This is a genomic window from Mesorhizobium sp. B2-4-3 (genome assembly GCF_006442815.1).
Classification (GTDB): domain Bacteria; phylum Pseudomonadota; class Alphaproteobacteria; order Rhizobiales; family Rhizobiaceae; genus Mesorhizobium.
Genome location: NZ_VFVL01000008.1, coordinates 95,549 through 111,420, shown reverse-complemented (window position 1 = coordinate 111,420; position 15,872 = coordinate 95,549). Strand labels below are relative to the sequence as shown.

Below are 15,872 nucleotides of genomic sequence, written 5' to 3'. Positions count from 1 at the left end.
GCAGAAAAACCGCATCTGCGGAAGGAAGAAACCCATGAACGCGCGCATCCTCGGATTGGCGGCTTTTGCCGCTTGCCTCGTCATGCCTGTCTACGCGGCGGTGGCGCTCAGCGACGCCGCCGGCAGCTACACGATCAGCCCGTCGGGCTCCTCGATCCGCTTCACCATCGGCAAGGCCGGCGGCGGCGGCTTCGACGGCGCCTTCGGCCGTTTCAAGGGCACGATCCGCATCGACAATGGCGATGTCAGCCGCTCGAAGGTCGACCTCACCATCTACCCCGAAAGCGTCGGCACCGGGCAGGGCCGCATCGACCAATTCCTGCGCTCCGACGCGGTGTTCGACGCGGCCAACAATCCGGAGATCCAGTTCCGCTCGACCAGCGTCACCCGCACCGGCGACACGACGGCGCTTGTCACCGGCCGGCTGACGGCGCGCGGCAAGACGTTCCCGGAAAAATTCACCGCCGAGCTCGGCGGATTGAAGGGCGGGACGATCAAGTTCCACGTCACCGGCAAGGTGCTCAGGTCGCGCTACGGCATGGATGTCGGCACACCGCTCTATTCCAATGTCGTCGACTTCGACATGACGCTGATGGGGAGAAGGGGCTAGTTCTAAGCCCCCCTCCTCGGGTTCGTCCTAGGGCGAAGCAAGGAGCGTAGCGACGCGCGAAGACCCCAAGATCCATTCCGTGACGTTAAGGTGTTGCAACGGTTACAGAATTCTGCGCCGTTGCATTTTAGGTCATAGGTCATGGAATGGATCCTCGGGTAAAGCCCGAGGATGACGAAGGCGCTTTGCCATCAGCGTTCCCGCATTGGCTTTTCCGTCGATTTCGGGCAAACCTCGTCGCCTGTAAACCGACATGGAGAAGCGTGATGTTCCGATGGGGTGTTCTGTCGACGGCAAAGATCGGCCGCGAGCAGCTTTTGCCGGCAATCGTGGAGTCGGAGAACGGCGTCCTGGCGGCGATCGCCAGTCGCGACCTGTCGAAGGCCAAGGCGTTGGGCGAGCGTTTCGGCGCCCGCCATGCCTTCGGCTCCTATGAGGAGCTGCTTGCCTCCAAGGACGTCGACGGCGTCTACATCCCGCTGCCGACCTCGCAGCATGTCGAATGGACGGCGAAGGCGATCGAAGCGGGCAAGCATGTGCTGGTCGAGAAGCCTCTGGCGCTCGACGCCAAGGACATCCCGCCGCTGATCAAGCTGCGCGACGAAAAAAAGGTGCTGGTATGCGAGGCCTTCATGGTCGTCTACCACCCGCAATGGATCAAGGTGCGCGACCTCATCGCCGGCGGCGCCATCGGCCGGCTGCGCCACGTGCAGGGCGCGTTTTCCTATTACAATGTCGACCCCAAGAACATGCGCAACCAGCTCGATCTCGGCGGCGGCGCGCTGCCCGACATCGGCGTCTATCCGACGGTGTCGACGCGCTTTTCGACCGGCAAGGAGCCGCTGCGGGTGCAGGCGACGGTCGAGCGCGACAAGACCTTCGGCACCGACATCTATTCCTCGATCCGCGCCGATTTCGGCGACTTCGAGCTGTCCTTCTATCTGTCGACGCAGATGGCGGCCCGCCAGGTAATGGTGTTCCACGGCGAGAAGGGCTTCATCGAGGTGTTCGCGCCGTTCAATGCCGGGCTCTACGACCACCACCGCATCGAGCTGCACAACCAGAACCACAGCGAGGCGCAGGTGTTCCGCTTCCCGGGCACGCAGCAGTACCGGCTGGAATGCGAGGCCTTCGTGCGCGCCGCGCAGGGCGGCAAGGACCGCGTCTTCACGCTGGAGGAATCGGTGCTCAACCAGAAGGTCATCGACGCCATCTTCCGCGCCGGCGAAAAGGACGGCTGGGAACCCGTCTGAGACGTCGCTGATACCTTGAGGGAGGAGCAAGATGGCTGACGCGGACGCGATCATTGTCGGCGCGGGGCTGGCGGGCCTCGTCGCCGCGGCCGAGCTGGCTGACGCCGGCAAGAAGATCATCATCGTCGACCAGGAGCCGGAGCAGTCGCTGGGCGGCCAGGCCTTCTGGTCGTTCGGCGGCTTGTTCCTGGTCGATTCGCCCGAGCAGCGGCGCATGCGCATCCGTGATTCCCACGACCTCGCGCTCGAGGACTGGATGGGCACGGCTGCCTTCGACCGTCCGGAGGATTTCTGGCCGCGCAAATGGGCCGAGGCCTATGTCGGCTTCGCCGCCGGCGAGAAGCGCTCATGGCTGATCGAGCGCGGCCTGAAATTCTTCCCCGTGGTCGGCTGGGCCGAGCGCGGCGGCGGCAATGCCGTCGGCCACGGCAATTCGGTGCCGCGCTTCCACATCACCTGGGGCACAGGGCCCGGCGTGCTCGAACCTTTCGTGCTGCGCGTGCGCGAGGCGCAAAAACGCGGGCTGGTCGAGTTCAGGTTCCGCCACCGGGTCAACGAGATCGTCCGCACCGGCGACACCGTCACAGGCGTGCGCGGCGACGTGCTGGAGCCGAGCAGCATCGAGCGCGGCCACAAAAGCTCGCGCGCCGTGACCGGAGACTTCGAGCTCCACGCGCAAGCGGTGATCGTGGCTTCCGGCGGCATCGGCGGCAACCACGAGCTGGTCCGCCAGAACTGGCCGCAGCGCCTCGGCGCGCCGCCCAAGCGCATGATCGCCGGCGTGCCCGACCATGTCGACGGGCGCATGCTGGCGATCACCGAGGCTGCCGGCGGCTCGATCATCAACCGCGACCGCATGTGGCACTATGTCGAGGGCATCAAGAACTGGGCGCCGATCTGGACGGATCACGCGATCCGCATCCTGCCCGGCCCCTCCTCGATATGGCTCGATGCGCGCGGCAAAAGGCTGCCGGTGCCGCTCTACCCGGGCTTCGATACGCTCGGCACGCTCAGCCACATCATGGGCACCGGCTTCGACTATTCCTGGTTCATCCTGACCAAAAAAATCATCCAGAAGGAGTTCGCGCTGTCGGGCTCCGAGCAGAACCCGGACCTCACCGGCAAAAGCTGGCGGCAGGTGCTGGGCCGAGCGACATCAGGCATTCCCGGCCCGGTGAAAGCGTTCATGGAAAAGGGCGAGGATTTCATCGTCGAGGCCGACCTTGCGAAGCTCGTGGCGCGCATGAACGCGCTGGCCGGCGACGCGCCGCCGCTGGAGGTCGCCCAGGTCGAGCGCGAGATCCGCGCCCGCGACATGCAGCTCGACAATCCGTTCTCCAAGGACGCCCAGGTCACCGCGCTGCGCGGCGCCCGCGCCTATCTCGGCGACAAGCTGATCCGCACGGCCAAGCCGCACAAGATGCTCGATCCGGCGAACGGCCCGTTGATCGCGGTGCGCCTCAACATCCTGACCCGCAAGACGCTGGGCGGGCTGCAGACCGATCTCGACAGCCGCGTTCTTGATGCGACCGCCGAGCCGGTGCCGGGTCTCTATGCGGTGGGCGAAGTGGCCGGCTTCGGCGGTGGCGGCGTGCATGGCTATGCAGCGCTGGAGGGCACGTTTCTTGGCGGCTGCATCTTTTCGGGGCGCAGCGCCGGGCGGGCGGCGGCAAAGGCGGTTGGCTGACGGGTGCGGCGCCCATAATAGGTGCGGCGCCCATAATAACTGAGACGCTGGAGGGACAGCGCCCCCTCTGTCCTGCCGGACATCTCCCCCACAAGGGGGGAGATCAGATGTCGCCGCCGCCTTCGCCAATTTCCCGCGTTGCAGAAAGAGCGCTGCCGGCGAAGCTGCCAATCTCCCCCCAAAGTGGGGGAGATGGCCGGCAGGCCAGAGGGGGGCGCGAAGGATCGCGACGACGCGCATTGCGGCCGCGTATTCAAAGATTCTCGCAACCCGCGAATCCTTTCGCCTGCCCGAAACGTCTTCCTCATACCAACCGAAGGAGACGACCATGACCTACAATCTCATCCGCTACGGCGTGAAAGACACCGGCACCGCCGAGAACCGGGCGCTGGTGGCAAAGGTGTTCGAGGCGCTGGATGAAACGCGGCCGCAATCGGTGCGCTATCTGGTGCTCGAACTGGAGAATGGCGAGTTCGTCCACCTCGTCGGCTTCGACAAGGACAGTTCGACGCTGACCGAGCTGGACGCGTTCAAGGCCTTCGGCGCCAATCATGCCGAGCGGCGTTCGACGCCGCTGGCCAGGTCGCCGGCGAAGATCGTCGGCAACTATCGTATGCTGGCCAAGGCCGATGAAGCCGTGCCCGCCTGACCAGAGCACGGCTTGTGATCGGCGAGGCGAGAAAGACGACGATGAGCCCAGCAAAATTCGGCCGCGCGGAACTTGACGCCATGCTCGTCGGCCTGCGGCCGAAGCTGCATCGCTACGCCGCCCGCATGGCCGGCTCGGCGATCGAGGGTGAGGACATCGTGCAGGAGGCGGTGGTGAAGGCGCTTGCCGCCCATGATGGCGGCGCTCTCGTCGAACGCCCCGAGCAGTGGCTGTTCCGCATCGCCCACAACGCGGCGCAGGATCATCTGCGCCGCCGCCAGCGGGAGCGTTCCCGAATGAGCGAGGCCGACATGACCGCAATAGCGGACCTCTCCGCCAGCGCCGAGACGAGGCTCGCGACTGCCATGAGCCTGCGCAGCTTCATGCGGCTGACGCCGGCGCAGCGTAGCGCCGTGATCCTGGTCGACGTGCTCGGCCTCAGCCTGCAGGAGACCTGCGAGGTGACGGGCGCGACTTTAGCTGCCGCCAAGGCGGCGCTGCATCGCGGCCGGGCGGAGTTGAAGGCGCTGGCGGCGTTGCCGGAAGACATGACCGTGCCGAGGCTCGATCCGCAGGAGGAGCGCCGGCTGCGCCGCTATGTCGACCTGTTCAACGCGCGCGATTTCGACGGGGTGAGGATGCTGATCGCCGAGGACATCCAAGTCGACGTCGTCAACCGCGCGCGCCTCAACGGCAAGCAGGAAGCCTCGACCTATTTCGGCAATTACGACCGCATGAGCGACTGGGCGTTGTCACTCGGCTTTGTCGAAGGCCTGCCGGCAATTCTGATCCGTAACCCGCTAGCCGGCGATACGGTGCGCGGCTTCGTGCTGATCGACTGGCGCGGCGATAAGGTCGTGCGCATCCGCGATTTCCGGCACGCGCCTTATTGCAGCGCCGAGGCCGATATTCTCCTCGCCTCTGGCGAGCACGCATGACTGAATCCGAGCTGAGTTTGCTCTCGACACGCAGGCGTCTATAAATCCGCATCGAGCAGAACGGACGTGAGATCGTGACGCAGGCTGATCTCGAAACCCACGGCATCCCGGCACGGCTCTTCGCGGCGCTTATCGCGCTGGCGGCATGGACCGGCATGGGCGTGCATTTTCATGCGCTCGCCGACGGGCCGGCGTCATGGCCCGCCGTGCTTTGGAGACTGGTCGGCTATTTCACGATCACCACCAACCTTCTGGTCGCTGTCGCGTTCACCGGGGTCGCGATGAGGGCACGCTTCGCGACGCCGTGGCTGCTTGGCGCGACCCTTCTCAACATCGCGCTCGTCGGCGTCGTCTATGCGCTGCTGCTGCAGGGCCTGCAGGAATTGACCGGCGGCTCACAACTCGCCAACGTCCTGCTTCACCGGGTGACGCCGGCGCTGACTATCGTTTTCTGGCTAACCTTCGTTAGCAAGGGCACGCTGACTTGGCGGGCACCGCTTGCCTGGGCGCTCTATCCGCTCTTCTATCTCGCCTATGCCCTGGTTCGCGGGTCCTTCGAAGGGCGTTATCCCTATCCGTTCATCGACGTTGACCGGATCGGCTGGGCGCAGACCCTTATGAACAGCGTCCTGATCGCGCTCGGCTTCGTCGTGGCCGGGGAAGTGCTGGTCTGGCTCGACCGGCGGCTTGGCGCAATGACGAGGCCGTAGGCTGGCCGAAAGGCGATCAGCCGGGCCTTGAACGATTGTACGCGTTCTCGGACGGCGTGTTCGCCGTTCTCATCACCCGCTGGAGCTTCGCCCTCCGCAAATTTCCACCTTCGTGTGACTGCTCGGACTGTGGTTGACCTCATCCCGAGCTGTGGCCGGCCGGCTACCATCAACATAGATGTTTTAAACATCAATCCTTGACGATAGGACATTTTAATGTAGGCTAAACCACCGAGACCTCATATCTCATAACTGAACGAGAGAGTCCTCGGTGATAACCGCACCGCAATTGCGCGCCGCAAGATCGCTGCTCGGCATCGATCAGCGCCGGCTTGCCGAATTGTCCGGCCTGTCGGTGCCGACGATCCAGCGCATGGAAGCCAGCGGCTCGATCATCCGGGGCAATGTCGATTCGCTGATGAAGCTGATCGCCGCGCTCGAGGCGGCCGGCATCGAACTGATCGGCGAAGGCGCGGTCAGCCAAGGTGGCGGACGCGGCGTGCGGCTGAAGAGCGGGTTCGATCCGGCCAAGGCATCCGATGCCGGCAATGTTGAGCCTGGCGGGAGCCTGCCGTGATCTCGACCGTGGCTCTTCTGCTGTGCGGTCCCGCCGCGCTTCTGGCAACAGCCATCCTTGCCGCGGCCGTCAGCCGGCACACCGCCGCGACGCGCCTGGTCTACGGCGCCGCGTTTGCCATTTCAGCCGCCCTGATCGCGATCGTCGCCAGCCATCTCGCCGGCAATTCCGGCGAGGCGTCCGCCACCTTGCCGCTCGGCCTGCCCTGGACCGGCGCCCGGTTCCGCCTCGACGGCCTGTCGGCGTTCTTCCTCATCGTCGTCAACCTGGGCGGCGCCGTCACCAGCCTTTATGCTCTTGGCTACGGCCGGCACGAATCCGCGCCGCATCGCGTGCTGCCGTTCTATCCGGCCTTCCTCGCCGGCATGAACCTCGTGGTGCTGGCCAACGACGCCTTCAGCTTCCTCTTGTCCTGGGAATTCATGTCGCTCGCCTCCTGGGCGCTGGTCATGGCCCATCACCGCGACGAGGCCAACCGACGCGCCGGCACCATCTACCTGGTGATGGCGAGCTTCGGCACGATGGCGCTGCTGCTTGCCTTCGGCCTGCTGGCCGGACCGGCAGGAACCTATGCGTTCGACGCGATGCGGATGGCGCATCCAGGCCCGCTCGCGGCCGGGGCGGTGCTCGTTCTCATGCTGCTCGGCGCCGGCTCCAAGGCCGGCCTGGTGCCGCTGCATGCCTGGCTGCCGCTTGCCCATCCGGCGGCACCCAGCCACGTCTCGGCGCTGATGAGCGCCGTCATGACCAAGGTCGCCATCTACGGCTTCATCCGCGTGGTGTTCGACCTGCTTGGCGAACCGGCATGGTGGTCGGGCGTCGCCGTGCTCCTCATCGGCGGCGTGACGGCAGTGCTCGGCATCCTTCACGCGCTGATGGAAAAAGACCTGAAGCGGCTGCTCGCCTATTCGACCATCGAGAATATCGGCGTCATCTTCGCCAGCCTCGGCCTTGCCTTGGCCTTCAAGGCAAACGCCATGCCGTCGGCGGCGGCGCTGGCCCTCACCGCGGCGCTCTTCCACGTGCTCAACCATTCCTTCTTCAAGAGCCTGCTGTTCTTCGGCGCCGGCGCGGTGCTGACGTCGACCGGCGAACGCGACATGGAAAAGCTCGGCGGCCTCATCCATCGCCTGCCGGTCACCAGCTTCGTCTTCCTCGTCGGCTGCGTCTCGATCTCGGCGCTGCCGCCCTTCAACGGCTTCGCCTCCGAATGGCTGGTCTTCCAGGCCATATTGCGCAGCCCCGAGCTGCCGCAATGGGGGCTGAAGGTCATCGTGCCCGCGGTCGGCGGCATGCTGGCGCTGGCGGCGGCTTTGGCCGCGGCCTGCTTCGTCAAGGCTTTCGGCATCACCTTCCTTGGCCGGGCGCGGTCAGCGGCGGTGGAACGCGCGCACGAGGTCGACCGCTGGTCGCTGGCGGCGATGGTCGTGCTTGCCGCCTTCTGCCTGCTCGCCGGCATCCTGCCCGGCTTCGTCATCGACGGCCTGTCGCCGGTGACGCTTTCGCTCATCGGCGACCGGATGCCGGTGCAGATGGCCGAGCCCTGGCTGTCGATCGTGCCGATCGCCGAGAGCCGCAGCTCCTATAACGGCCTGCTGGTCTTCGCCTTCATCGCCATTTCGGCGTCGCTCGCGGCCTTCTTCATCCACCGCTTCGCCTCGCATGCGCTGCGCAGGGGCATTGCCTGGGGGTGCGGCTTCGCCGACGCGGTGCCGGCCGCGCAATACACGGCTGTCAGCTTCGCGCAGCCCATCCGCCGCGTCTTCGGCAGCTTCGCGTTTCGCGCTCGCGAGACGGTGGACATGCCGGCGCCGGGTTCCCTCGAGCCGGCGCGCCTCAAGGTGGATATGCATGATTTGGCCTGGGAGATCTTCTACGAGCCGATCGCCGGCGCGATCGATTTCGCCACCGAGCGGCTGAACCACCTGCAGTTCCTGACCATCCGCCGCTACCTGACGCTGGTCTTCCTCTACCTCGTCATCCTGCTGCTGGTGCTTGCGCTATGGCCTTGATGCTCGAGCTTGCCGTGCAGGGCGCGCAGATGTTTTCGGTGCTGTTGCTGGCGCCGCTTCTGATCGGCTTCGTGCGCAAGGTGAAGGCGAGGCTTGTGCGGCGGCAGGGACCCTCGGTGATCCAACCCTATCGCGATCTCGTCAGGCTGATGCGCAAGGAGGTCGTGCTGGCCGACAACGCGTCCTGGCTGTTTCGCGTGACGCCCTATTTGATCTTCGCCGCCACCTGGGTCGCGGCGGCGCTCGTTCCGACCTTCGCCTCCGGTCTCCAGTTCAGCTGGGCCGCCGATCTCATCGTCATCGTGGCGCTGCTCGGCAGCGCGCGCTTCTTCCAGGCGCTTGCGGGTATGGATGTCGGCACCAGCTTCGGCGGCATCGGCGCCAGCCGCGAGGTGATGATCGCCTCGCTCGCCGAACCGGCGATGCTGCTCATCGTGTTCAGCCTGGCGCTGGTGGCCGGCGCCACGCAGCTTTCGACGGTCGCCGCCTTCATGGGCTCGCCCGAAGTCGGATTGCGGGTGTCGCTCGGCATGTCGCTGATTGCGCTGGTGATGGTGGCGATCGCCGAGAATGCGCGCATACCGGTCGACAATCCCGCCACGCATCTGGAGCTCACCATGGTGCATGAGGCGATGATCCTGGAATATTCCGGCCGCCATCTGGCGATGATCGAGCTCGCCAGCTTCCTCAAGCTGCTGCTCTACATGTCGCTGATCTCCTGCGTCTTCCTGCCCTGGGGGCTGGCGAGCGCCGGGGCGGGGCCGCGATCGCTGGCCATCGGCGCCGCCGCCTATCTCGCCAAGCTCGCCGTGCTTGCCATCCTGCTTGGCGTCTTCGAGACGGCGGTCGCCAAGATGCGTGTCTTCCGCGTGCCGGACTTCCTGGGTGCAGCGCTGATGCTGGCGCTGCTCGGCACGCTCCTGCTGTTCGTCTCGCGGAGCCTGTGATGAACGGTCTCACCTTCGACATCGCCCATCTGCTCGCCGGCAGCCTGGTGCTGATCTCGTTCATGATGCTCTACCAGGACCGGCTGTTCGCGCTGATCAACGTCTTTGCGCTGCATGCGGTGGTGCTGGCGCTGTCGGTGGCCTGGCAGGCCTATATCCAGGACGCGCACCATCTCTACATCACCGCCGGCATCGCTTTGGTCTTCAAGGCGATCGTCATTCCCGTCGGGTTGCATCGCATCATCCAGCGGCTCGGCATCCACCGCGACATCGAGACCGCTGTGGGCATCGGCCCGACCATGCTCGCCGGCATCGGGCTGGTGACGCTTTCCATGGTGCTGATGCTTCGGGTGACGCCCGAGGCCGACCCGCTCGCCCGCGAGGACCTCGCCTTCGCGCTGTCGATCATCCTGCTGGGGCTGCTGGTGATGGTGACAAGGCGCAACGCCGTCAGCCAGGTCGTCGGCTTCATGTCGCTGGAGAACGGCCTGGTGCTGGCCGCCACCGGCGCCAAGGGCATGCCGCTGGTGGTCGAGATCAGCGTCGCCTTCTCGATCCTGATCGCCTTCATCGTCATCGGCGTCTTCCTGTTCCGCATCCGGGAACGGTTCGATTCGGTCGATGTCGGCGCGCTCGACGACTATCGGGGAGAACGCCGGTGAGCGGGTTTTCCTTCGACGCCGTGGCCGCGATCCTTTTCATTCCGGCCGCAGCCGCGGCCATTCTGGCGGCATTGCCGAACTACCGCATGACGGCGATCGTGAACGTGATTGCGAGCCTGCTCACCTTGCTCGCCGCGCTGTCGCTGTTCGCGACTGACCGGCCGGCACCGGGGCAATATCTCATCGTCGACGACCTCAACATCGTCTTCATCGTGCTCAACACATTCGTCGGCTTCACCACCAGCGTGTTCAGCGCTTCCTATATCGCGCATGAGCTGGAAACCGGCCGGCTGACCGCGCCGAACCTCAGATTCTACCACGCGATGTACCAGATCATGATGTTCGGCATGAACCTCGCCTTCGTGTCGAACAATATCGGCCTGATGTGGGTCGCGGTGGAGCTCGCCACGCTGACCACCGTGCTGATGGTCGGCATCTACCGCACACATGAGGCGCTGGAGGCGGCCTGGAAATATTTCATCCTCGGCAGCGTCGGCATCGCGCTTGCTCTGTTCGGCACCATCCTCGTCTACATGGCCGCGCAGCCGGTCGTCGGCGAAGGCACCAATGCCATGGTCTGGTCGGTGCTGATCGAGAAGGCGGCGCATTTCGATCCGGCCCTGCTCAGCGTCGCCTTCATCTTCCTTTTGCTCGGTTACGGCACCAAGGTCGGCCTTGCCCCTTTGCATGCCTGGTTGCCCGATGCGCATGCCGAGGGCCCGACGCCGATCTCGGCGGTGCTGTCGGGCCTGCTGCTCAACGTCGCGCTCTATGCCGTGCTGCGCTTCAAGCTTTTGCTCGCGGCAAGCCCGCAGGCGATCGGCCCCGGACCGCTGATGGTCACGATGGGGCTGACCTCGCTGATCTTCGCGGCCTTCATGCTCTACCGCCGCCGCGACATCAAACGCCTGTTCGCTTACTCCTCGATCGAGCACATGGGCATCATCGTCTTCGCCTTCGGCATGGGCGGCCCGCTCGCCAACTTCGCCGGCCTGCTGCACATGGTCATGCACAGCCTGACCAAGTCGGCGATCTTCTTCGCCGTCGGCCATATCGCGCAGGTCAAGGGCACGCAGAAGATCTCCGAGATCAGGGGGCTGACCGAAAGCCACCCGGGGCTTGGCTGGGCGCTCGTCATCGGCGTCGTGGCCATCGCTGGCCTGCCGCCGCTCGGCATCTTCATGAGCGAGTTCCTGGTCGTCAGCTCGACCTTCGCCAGGCATCCGTGGCTGGCGATCCCGCTGGTGTTCGGGCTGTTGATCGCCTTCGGGGCGCTGCTGCTGCGGCTGACGGGGCTTGCCTTCGGCGAGCCGCGCGGCGGCATGGCGCCGGTCGAGGCATCCTATGTGCCGATGTACTCGCACCTCGCTTTGGTGTTCGCCGCCGGCATCTATCTGCCGGCGCCGCTGGTGGCGTGGTTCCAGCATGTCGCCGGGATATTGGGGTGAGGCGCATGGCGAGGAAAAATATTCCCGCGCTCGCCGATGTCATCGAAGCCGGCCGCCGGATCGAGCATCATGTCCCCTGGCCGCGCGCCGTGGTGACCGCGAAGGTCTGGAATCTTGCCGTCGAGCAGCTCGCCGCCGGCCGCTGGAGCGTGCTCGGCCTATGGGGGGAGCCGGACAAGGTGCATATGGCGCTTCTCGACGAAGCGCTCGCCATCGGCGTCATCAGCCTGGATTGCCGCGGCGGCCGCTACCCGTCGGTCGGCCAGCACCATCCGCCGGCGCTCAGGCTGGAACGCGCCGCCGCGGATCTGTTCGGGCTGGCGCCGCAGGGCTTGCCCGACACCCGCCGCTGGCTCGACCACGGCCAATGGGGCGTCTCGCATCCGCTGGCCGCGCAGCCTGGCGGACCGGCGGCCGCCGCCGCCTACCGGTTCCTCGCGGCGGAAGGCGAGAGCCTGCACCAGATCGCGGTCGGGCCGGTGCATGCCGGCATCATCGAGCCGGGGCATTTTCGCTTCACGGCCGGCGGCGAAACGGTGGTGCGGCTCGAAGAGCGGCTGGGTTATGTTCACAAGGGCATCGAAGGCCTGATGGCAGGCGCGCCGGTCGACCGTGCCGCAAAACTCGCGGGCAGGACGTCGGGCGACAGCACGGTCGCTTATTCGCTGGCCTTTGCCCGCGCCGTCGAAGCCGCGCTCGGGATCGAGGTTCCCGCGCGTGCAATCTGGCTGCGGGCGCTGATGGCCGAGCTGGAGCGCCTTGCCAATCATCTCGGCGACATCGGCGCCATCTGCAACGACGCCGCCTTCGCGATCATGCACGCGCATTGCGGCGTGCTGCGCGAGCGCGTGCTGCGCGCCGCCGACGCCGCCTTCGGCCATCGCCTGATGCGCGACCGTATCGTACCGGGCGGCACGGCGAGCGATCTCAACGAGGCGGGGACAAGCGCCATCCGGTCGCTGGTCGCGGAGATCAGGAAGCGCTTCCCGCATCTGATCGAACTCTACGACAACACGGCATCGCTGCAGGACCGCACGGTGGCGACCGGCCGGCTGAAGGTCGAGCTTGCCCGGCAATATGCCGCCGGCGGCTATGTCGGGCGGGCGTCGGGCCGCGATTTCGACGCGCGGCGCGATCTTGCTTTCGCGCCCTATGACCAGCTCACCTTCGATGTGCCGGTGCTGCGGGATGGCGACGTCAACGCGCGCGTCTGGATCCGCGTGCGCGAGGTCGAGCAGAGCCTGTCGCTGGTCGAACAGATCCTCGGGCGGCTGCCCGCCGGCCCGATCAGCGTCGAGATCGCCACAGCGGGCGATATTGCGGATGGACCGCGTGAGGGCATGGCGCTGGTCGAGGGTTTCCGAGGCGACATACTGGTGTGGCTGCGCATCGGCGAGGGCGGCACGGTCGAGCGCTGCCACCTGCGCGACCCTTCATGGTTCCAGTGGCCGCTGCTGGAAGCGGCGATCGAGGGCAACATCGTCGCCGACTTCCCGCTCTGCAACAAATCGTTCAACTGCTCCTATTCCGGACATGATCTCTAGAGCAATTCCAGGAAAAGTGCGCAGCGGTTTTCCGTCCGGAATTGCGCAAAAACAAAGAGTTGGAGCAGGTCGGCGATTCTACCAGACGCTGAACTGCTCCAACCCGGACCAAGGCACACCGCGATGCGAAAACTGCTCTTCGAAAGCCTGATCCGCCCGCCCTTGACCGAGCGCCCGCCGCAAGCGAGCAACGCTGCCGTCGACGAGCTGGCGCGCGCGCTCGACGGGCTTGCCCGCAAGCGACTCGGCCGGAGCCTGTCGATCCGCGCCGTGGACGCCGGCTCCTGCAACGGTTGCGAGCTCGAAATGCATGCGCTCAACAACGCCTTCTACGACATCGAGCGCTTCGGCTTCCGCTTCGTCGCCTCGCCGCGGCATGCCGATATGCTCTTGGTCACCGGACCGGTCACGAAGAACATGCGCGAGGCGCTGAAGCGGACCTTCGACGCCACGCCCAATCCGAAATGGGTGGTGGCGCTCGGCGACTGCGCCAAGGACGGCGGCTGCTTCGCCGGCAGCTACGCGGTCGTCGGCGGCGTGTCGGACGTGGTGCCGGTCGACCTGCACATTCCAGGCTGCCCGCCGCCGCCGATCGAGATCCTCAAGGGACTGATCGCCCTGCTCGACGGCGCCAACGGAAAGGCGGGCGTCGCCAAGGGCTGAACTGCGCGCCGCCTCGGAACGGAGCGGCTATTGACCCGAGCCGGAGGATGAGGGCGGCGTTCCGGGCTGCATCACGACCGGCGCGCAGCTGTCGCCGACCACCAGCGACGGCTGGAAGACGACGTTGCGCCGTTCGACAGGACCGCCACGCCTGATCTGGTCGACGAGGAGCCGCACCGCCTCGTTGGTCATGTCGACCAGCGGATGCTCGGTGCGCGTCAAGCGTGGACGCAGACCTCCGATGCCAGGAATGGTGTCGGTGGAAGCGATGGAGATGTCGCCGGGACAGCGCAGCCCGAGATCCGCGACCGCCCGCATCACGCCGAGCGCCATCAGGCCGCTCGCGACATAGAGCGCCGTCGGTCGCGCCGGCTGCTCCAACAGGCTGCGCGCCACCGAATAGGCGGCATCCTCGCGGAACTCGCCAGAGCGTATATAGCGCGATTCAAGCGTCAGACCGCGCGACCGCATGGCAGCCAGCATCCCGTCGAGGCGGCCGCGCCCGGTGGTGACATGCAACGGCCCGGTGATCGTGCCGAGGCGGGTATGGCCGAGATCGAGCAGATATTCCGTCGCCTGCCTGCCAGCCGATATATTGTCGATCGTCACCGTGTCCGACCTGTCGTCGGCGACGGTACGGCCGAACAGCACGGTCGGGATCGGTTTGCCGTCGGGATCGTTCTGCAGATGCTCCGTCGAATCGCCGACCGGGACCAGGATCACCCCGTCGCAGGAGAGCGTGCGCACGCGGGCGAGGATGCGACGCTCGAGCTCCGGCTTCTCGTCGCTGTTGAAGATCAGGAGGGAATACCCCCAGGCAGCGACCGCCGCCTCCGCCGCCCATACGACACGCGAGAAGAAAGGGTTGGCGAGATCGGCGACGACCAGGGCGATCAACTGGCTGCGGCCGCGCTTGAGGTTCCGGGCGGCGAGCGAAGGCGCGTAGTTGAGGTCGCGGACGGCAGCTAGGACGCGGGCACGCAATTCGGCGCTCACATAGGCGGAATCGTTGATCACCGCCGACACCGTTGCCGTCGATACCCCCGCCGCGCGAGCAACGTCCTTGATGGTGGCCATAGCGAACCCAGCTAATCGATTAGCTAAGTTTTGGTCGCCAAAATGGCCTTTGTCTAGGCCAAATCACCGAAAATTTGCTTGATTGCCCCTGCTATGCGCATAATCTAGCGAAACGGTTCGGCGGGATAGGCGCCGCAACGGCAAGGGAGGAGATCATGAAGTGGATAATGATTGGGGCCGCGTTGGCGGCCGCGGCCGGAGCGGTTCCCGCTCAGGCGGACACGCCGCTGGTCGGCATCGTCTCGATCTCGGCGACCGAGGCGAATAACGCCCGCTACATCGTCGGCGCCAAGGCCGCCGCCAAGGAGATCGGCTGGGACGTCTCCGTCATCGATGCGGCGGGCAGCGCCGACCAGGCGAACGCCGCGATCCAGAATTTCGCGCAGCGCGGCTCGGCGGCAATCGTCGATATGGTGTTTCCCTATTCCTCGATCGGAGCCGGGCTCGAGGCCGCCAAGTCGGCCAACATCCCGGTCGTCACCTGGGGCGGCGGACTGGGAAGCTTCGTCGCCGCCACCAACGGCTCGGGCGGGCCGATGGTGGTGCCGGTCGATGAGCTGATGCTGAAGACGATGGGCGGCAAGGGCTCCATCCTGGCGCTGACCTACCACACCGGCGAGGTCTGCCGGAACCGCGAGGTCGAGCTCGACAAGGCCCTGGAAGCCAATCCCGACATCAAGGTCACCAAGAACGAGGTGCGCATCCCCGGTTATTTCGAGGATGGCGCGCAATATGCCAATGCCTGGCTTGCCTCACATCCGACAGGCCAGGAGAATCTCGCCATCTGGGGTTGCTGGGACGATCCGGCGATCGGCGCCATCGGCTCGCTCAGGGCGCAGAGCCGTGACGACGTCAAGGTCTATGGCGTCAACGGCAACGCGCAGGCGCTGGAGAACATCAAGAACGGCTTCATGACCGCGACCGCCTGGCAGGACAGCTATACAGAAGGCTACAATATGATCAAACTGCTGCCGGAGATCCGCAAGGCCGGCGCGGACTGGAAGCCGAAGGCGGTGGAGGTGCCTGCGGTGCTCGTCACCAAGGACACCATCGACGACTTCGTCGCCAAGCATCCGGACGCCATGAAATAGGAAC

Annotated in this window: 15 protein-coding genes; 14 read left to right on the top strand and 1 reads right to left on the bottom strand. The window is 65.8% G+C overall.

From position 1 onward, the window contains the following. Positions 1 to 34 precede the first annotated feature (34 nt). From FJ956_RS10955 to nuoB, 13 genes are all read left to right on the top strand, one after another. Positions 35 to 610: a YceI family protein gene (locus tag FJ956_RS10955; protein ID WP_140681425.1), complete on the top strand. Its 576-nt coding sequence runs from the start codon at positions 35 to 37 to the stop codon at positions 608 to 610. Positions 611 to 876: 266 nt separating this feature from the next. After that, positions 877 to 1,863: a Gfo/Idh/MocA family oxidoreductase gene (locus FJ956_RS10950; RefSeq protein ID WP_140681427.1), complete on the top strand. Its 987-nt coding sequence runs from the start codon at positions 877 to 879 to the stop codon at positions 1,861 to 1,863. 31 nt (positions 1,864 to 1,894) lie between these two features. Continuing rightward, positions 1,895 to 3,550 (top strand): FAD-binding dehydrogenase, encoded by a 1,656-nt coding sequence (locus FJ956_RS10945; RefSeq protein WP_140681429.1) that lies wholly within the window; start codon positions 1,895 to 1,897, stop codon positions 3,548 to 3,550. Positions 3,551 to 3,878: 328 nt separating this feature from the next. Beyond that, on the top strand, positions 3,879 to 4,199 hold the full coding sequence (locus FJ956_RS10940) for a hypothetical protein (protein ID WP_246672167.1): 321 nt from the start codon (positions 3,879 to 3,881) through the stop codon (positions 4,197 to 4,199). Positions 4,200 to 4,240: 41 nt separating this feature from the next. Continuing rightward, complete coding sequence (locus FJ956_RS10935; RefSeq protein ID WP_140681431.1) at positions 4,241 to 5,137, top strand: RNA polymerase sigma factor; 897 nt, start codon at positions 4,241 to 4,243, stop codon at positions 5,135 to 5,137. A 74-nt stretch (positions 5,138 to 5,211) separates the two neighbouring features. Next, positions 5,212 to 5,847, top strand: a complete 636-nt coding sequence (locus tag FJ956_RS10930) for a Pr6Pr family membrane protein (protein ID WP_210241600.1) — start codon at positions 5,212 to 5,214, stop codon at positions 5,845 to 5,847. 271 nt (positions 5,848 to 6,118) lie between these two features. Beyond that, complete coding sequence (locus tag FJ956_RS10925) at positions 6,119 to 6,424, top strand: helix-turn-helix transcriptional regulator (protein ID WP_140681433.1); 306 nt, start codon at positions 6,119 to 6,121, stop codon at positions 6,422 to 6,424. After that, the gene (hyfB, locus tag FJ956_RS10920) at positions 6,424 to 8,436 is read left to right on the top strand and encodes a hydrogenase 4 subunit B (RefSeq protein WP_181170311.1); all 2,013 of its coding nucleotides are present in this window, start codon (positions 6,424 to 6,426) and stop codon (positions 8,434 to 8,436) included. The genes FJ956_RS10925 and hyfB overlap by 1 nt, the downstream gene beginning before the upstream one ends. Beyond that, positions 8,427 to 9,383 carry an NADH-quinone oxidoreductase subunit H gene (locus FJ956_RS10915; RefSeq protein ID WP_140681437.1) on the top strand — a complete coding sequence of 319 codons (957 nt, stop codon included), beginning with the start codon at positions 8,427 to 8,429 and terminating at the stop codon, positions 9,381 to 9,383. Before hyfB ends, FJ956_RS10915 begins: the two co-directional genes overlap by 10 nt. After that, positions 9,383 to 10,045: a hydrogenase-4 component E gene (locus FJ956_RS10910; protein WP_112098328.1), complete on the top strand. Its 663-nt coding sequence runs from the start codon at positions 9,383 to 9,385 to the stop codon at positions 10,043 to 10,045. The genes FJ956_RS10915 and FJ956_RS10910 overlap by 1 nt, the downstream gene beginning before the upstream one ends. Next, positions 10,042 to 11,493, top strand: a complete 1,452-nt coding sequence (locus FJ956_RS10905; protein WP_140681439.1) for a hydrogenase 4 subunit F — start codon at positions 10,042 to 10,044, stop codon at positions 11,491 to 11,493. Before FJ956_RS10910 ends, FJ956_RS10905 begins: the two co-directional genes overlap by 4 nt. 5 nt (positions 11,494 to 11,498) lie before the next feature. Beyond that, on the top strand, positions 11,499 to 13,037 hold the full coding sequence (locus tag FJ956_RS10900; RefSeq protein WP_246672168.1) for an NADH-quinone oxidoreductase subunit C: 1,539 nt from the start codon (positions 11,499 to 11,501) through the stop codon (positions 13,035 to 13,037). Between the two features lie 123 nt (positions 13,038 to 13,160). Further along, positions 13,161 to 13,700, top strand: a complete 540-nt coding sequence (gene nuoB / locus FJ956_RS10895; protein ID WP_140681441.1) for an NADH-quinone oxidoreductase subunit NuoB — start codon at positions 13,161 to 13,163, stop codon at positions 13,698 to 13,700. A gap of 27 nt (positions 13,701 to 13,727) precedes the next feature. Here the strand turns inward: nuoB and FJ956_RS10890 are convergent, their stop codons facing one another. Continuing rightward, positions 13,728 to 14,777, bottom strand: coding sequence for a LacI family DNA-binding transcriptional regulator (locus FJ956_RS10890; protein ID WP_140681443.1), 1,050 nt, complete (start codon positions 14,775 to 14,777; stop codon positions 13,728 to 13,730). Positions 14,778 to 14,932: 155 nt separating this feature from the next. Here FJ956_RS10890 and FJ956_RS10885 point away from each other — a divergent pair, with 155 nt between their 5' ends. Then, complete coding sequence (locus FJ956_RS10885; RefSeq protein ID WP_140681445.1) at positions 14,933 to 15,868, top strand: sugar ABC transporter substrate-binding protein; 936 nt, start codon at positions 14,933 to 14,935, stop codon at positions 15,866 to 15,868. Positions 15,869 to 15,872 lie beyond the last annotated feature (4 nt).

What these genes read in the sequence shown, in the direction of transcription:
- FJ956_RS10955 (WP_140681425.1), top strand. Translation starts at nt 35, where the DNA reads ATGAACGCGCGCATCCTCGGATTGGCGGCTTTTGCCGCTTGCCTCGTC.
- FJ956_RS10950 (WP_140681427.1), top strand. Translation starts at nt 877, where the DNA reads ATGTTCCGATGGGGTGTTCTGTCGACGGCAAAGATCGGCCGCGAGCAG.
- FJ956_RS10945 (WP_140681429.1), top strand. Translation starts at nt 1,895, where the DNA reads ATGGCTGACGCGGACGCGATCATTGTCGGCGCGGGGCTGGCGGGCCTC.
- FJ956_RS10940 (WP_246672167.1), top strand. Translation starts at nt 3,879, where the DNA reads ATGACCTACAATCTCATCCGCTACGGCGTGAAAGACACCGGCACCGCC.
- FJ956_RS10935 (WP_140681431.1), top strand. Translation starts at nt 4,241, where the DNA reads ATGAGCCCAGCAAAATTCGGCCGCGCGGAACTTGACGCCATGCTCGTC.
- FJ956_RS10915 (WP_140681437.1), top strand. Translation starts at nt 8,427, where the DNA reads ATGGCCTTGATGCTCGAGCTTGCCGTGCAGGGCGCGCAGATGTTTTCG.
- FJ956_RS10910 (WP_112098328.1), top strand. Translation starts at nt 9,383, where the DNA reads ATGAACGGTCTCACCTTCGACATCGCCCATCTGCTCGCCGGCAGCCTG.
- FJ956_RS10900 (WP_246672168.1), top strand. Translation starts at nt 11,499, where the DNA reads ATGGCGAGGAAAAATATTCCCGCGCTCGCCGATGTCATCGAAGCCGGC.
- nuoB (WP_140681441.1), top strand. Translation starts at nt 13,161, where the DNA reads ATGCGAAAACTGCTCTTCGAAAGCCTGATCCGCCCGCCCTTGACCGAG.
- FJ956_RS10890 (WP_140681443.1), bottom strand. Translation starts at nt 14,777, where the DNA reads ATGGCCACCATCAAGGACGTTGCTCGCGCGGCGGGGGTATCGACGGCA.
- FJ956_RS10885 (WP_140681445.1), top strand. Translation starts at nt 14,933, where the DNA reads ATGAAGTGGATAATGATTGGGGCCGCGTTGGCGGCCGCGGCCGGAGCG.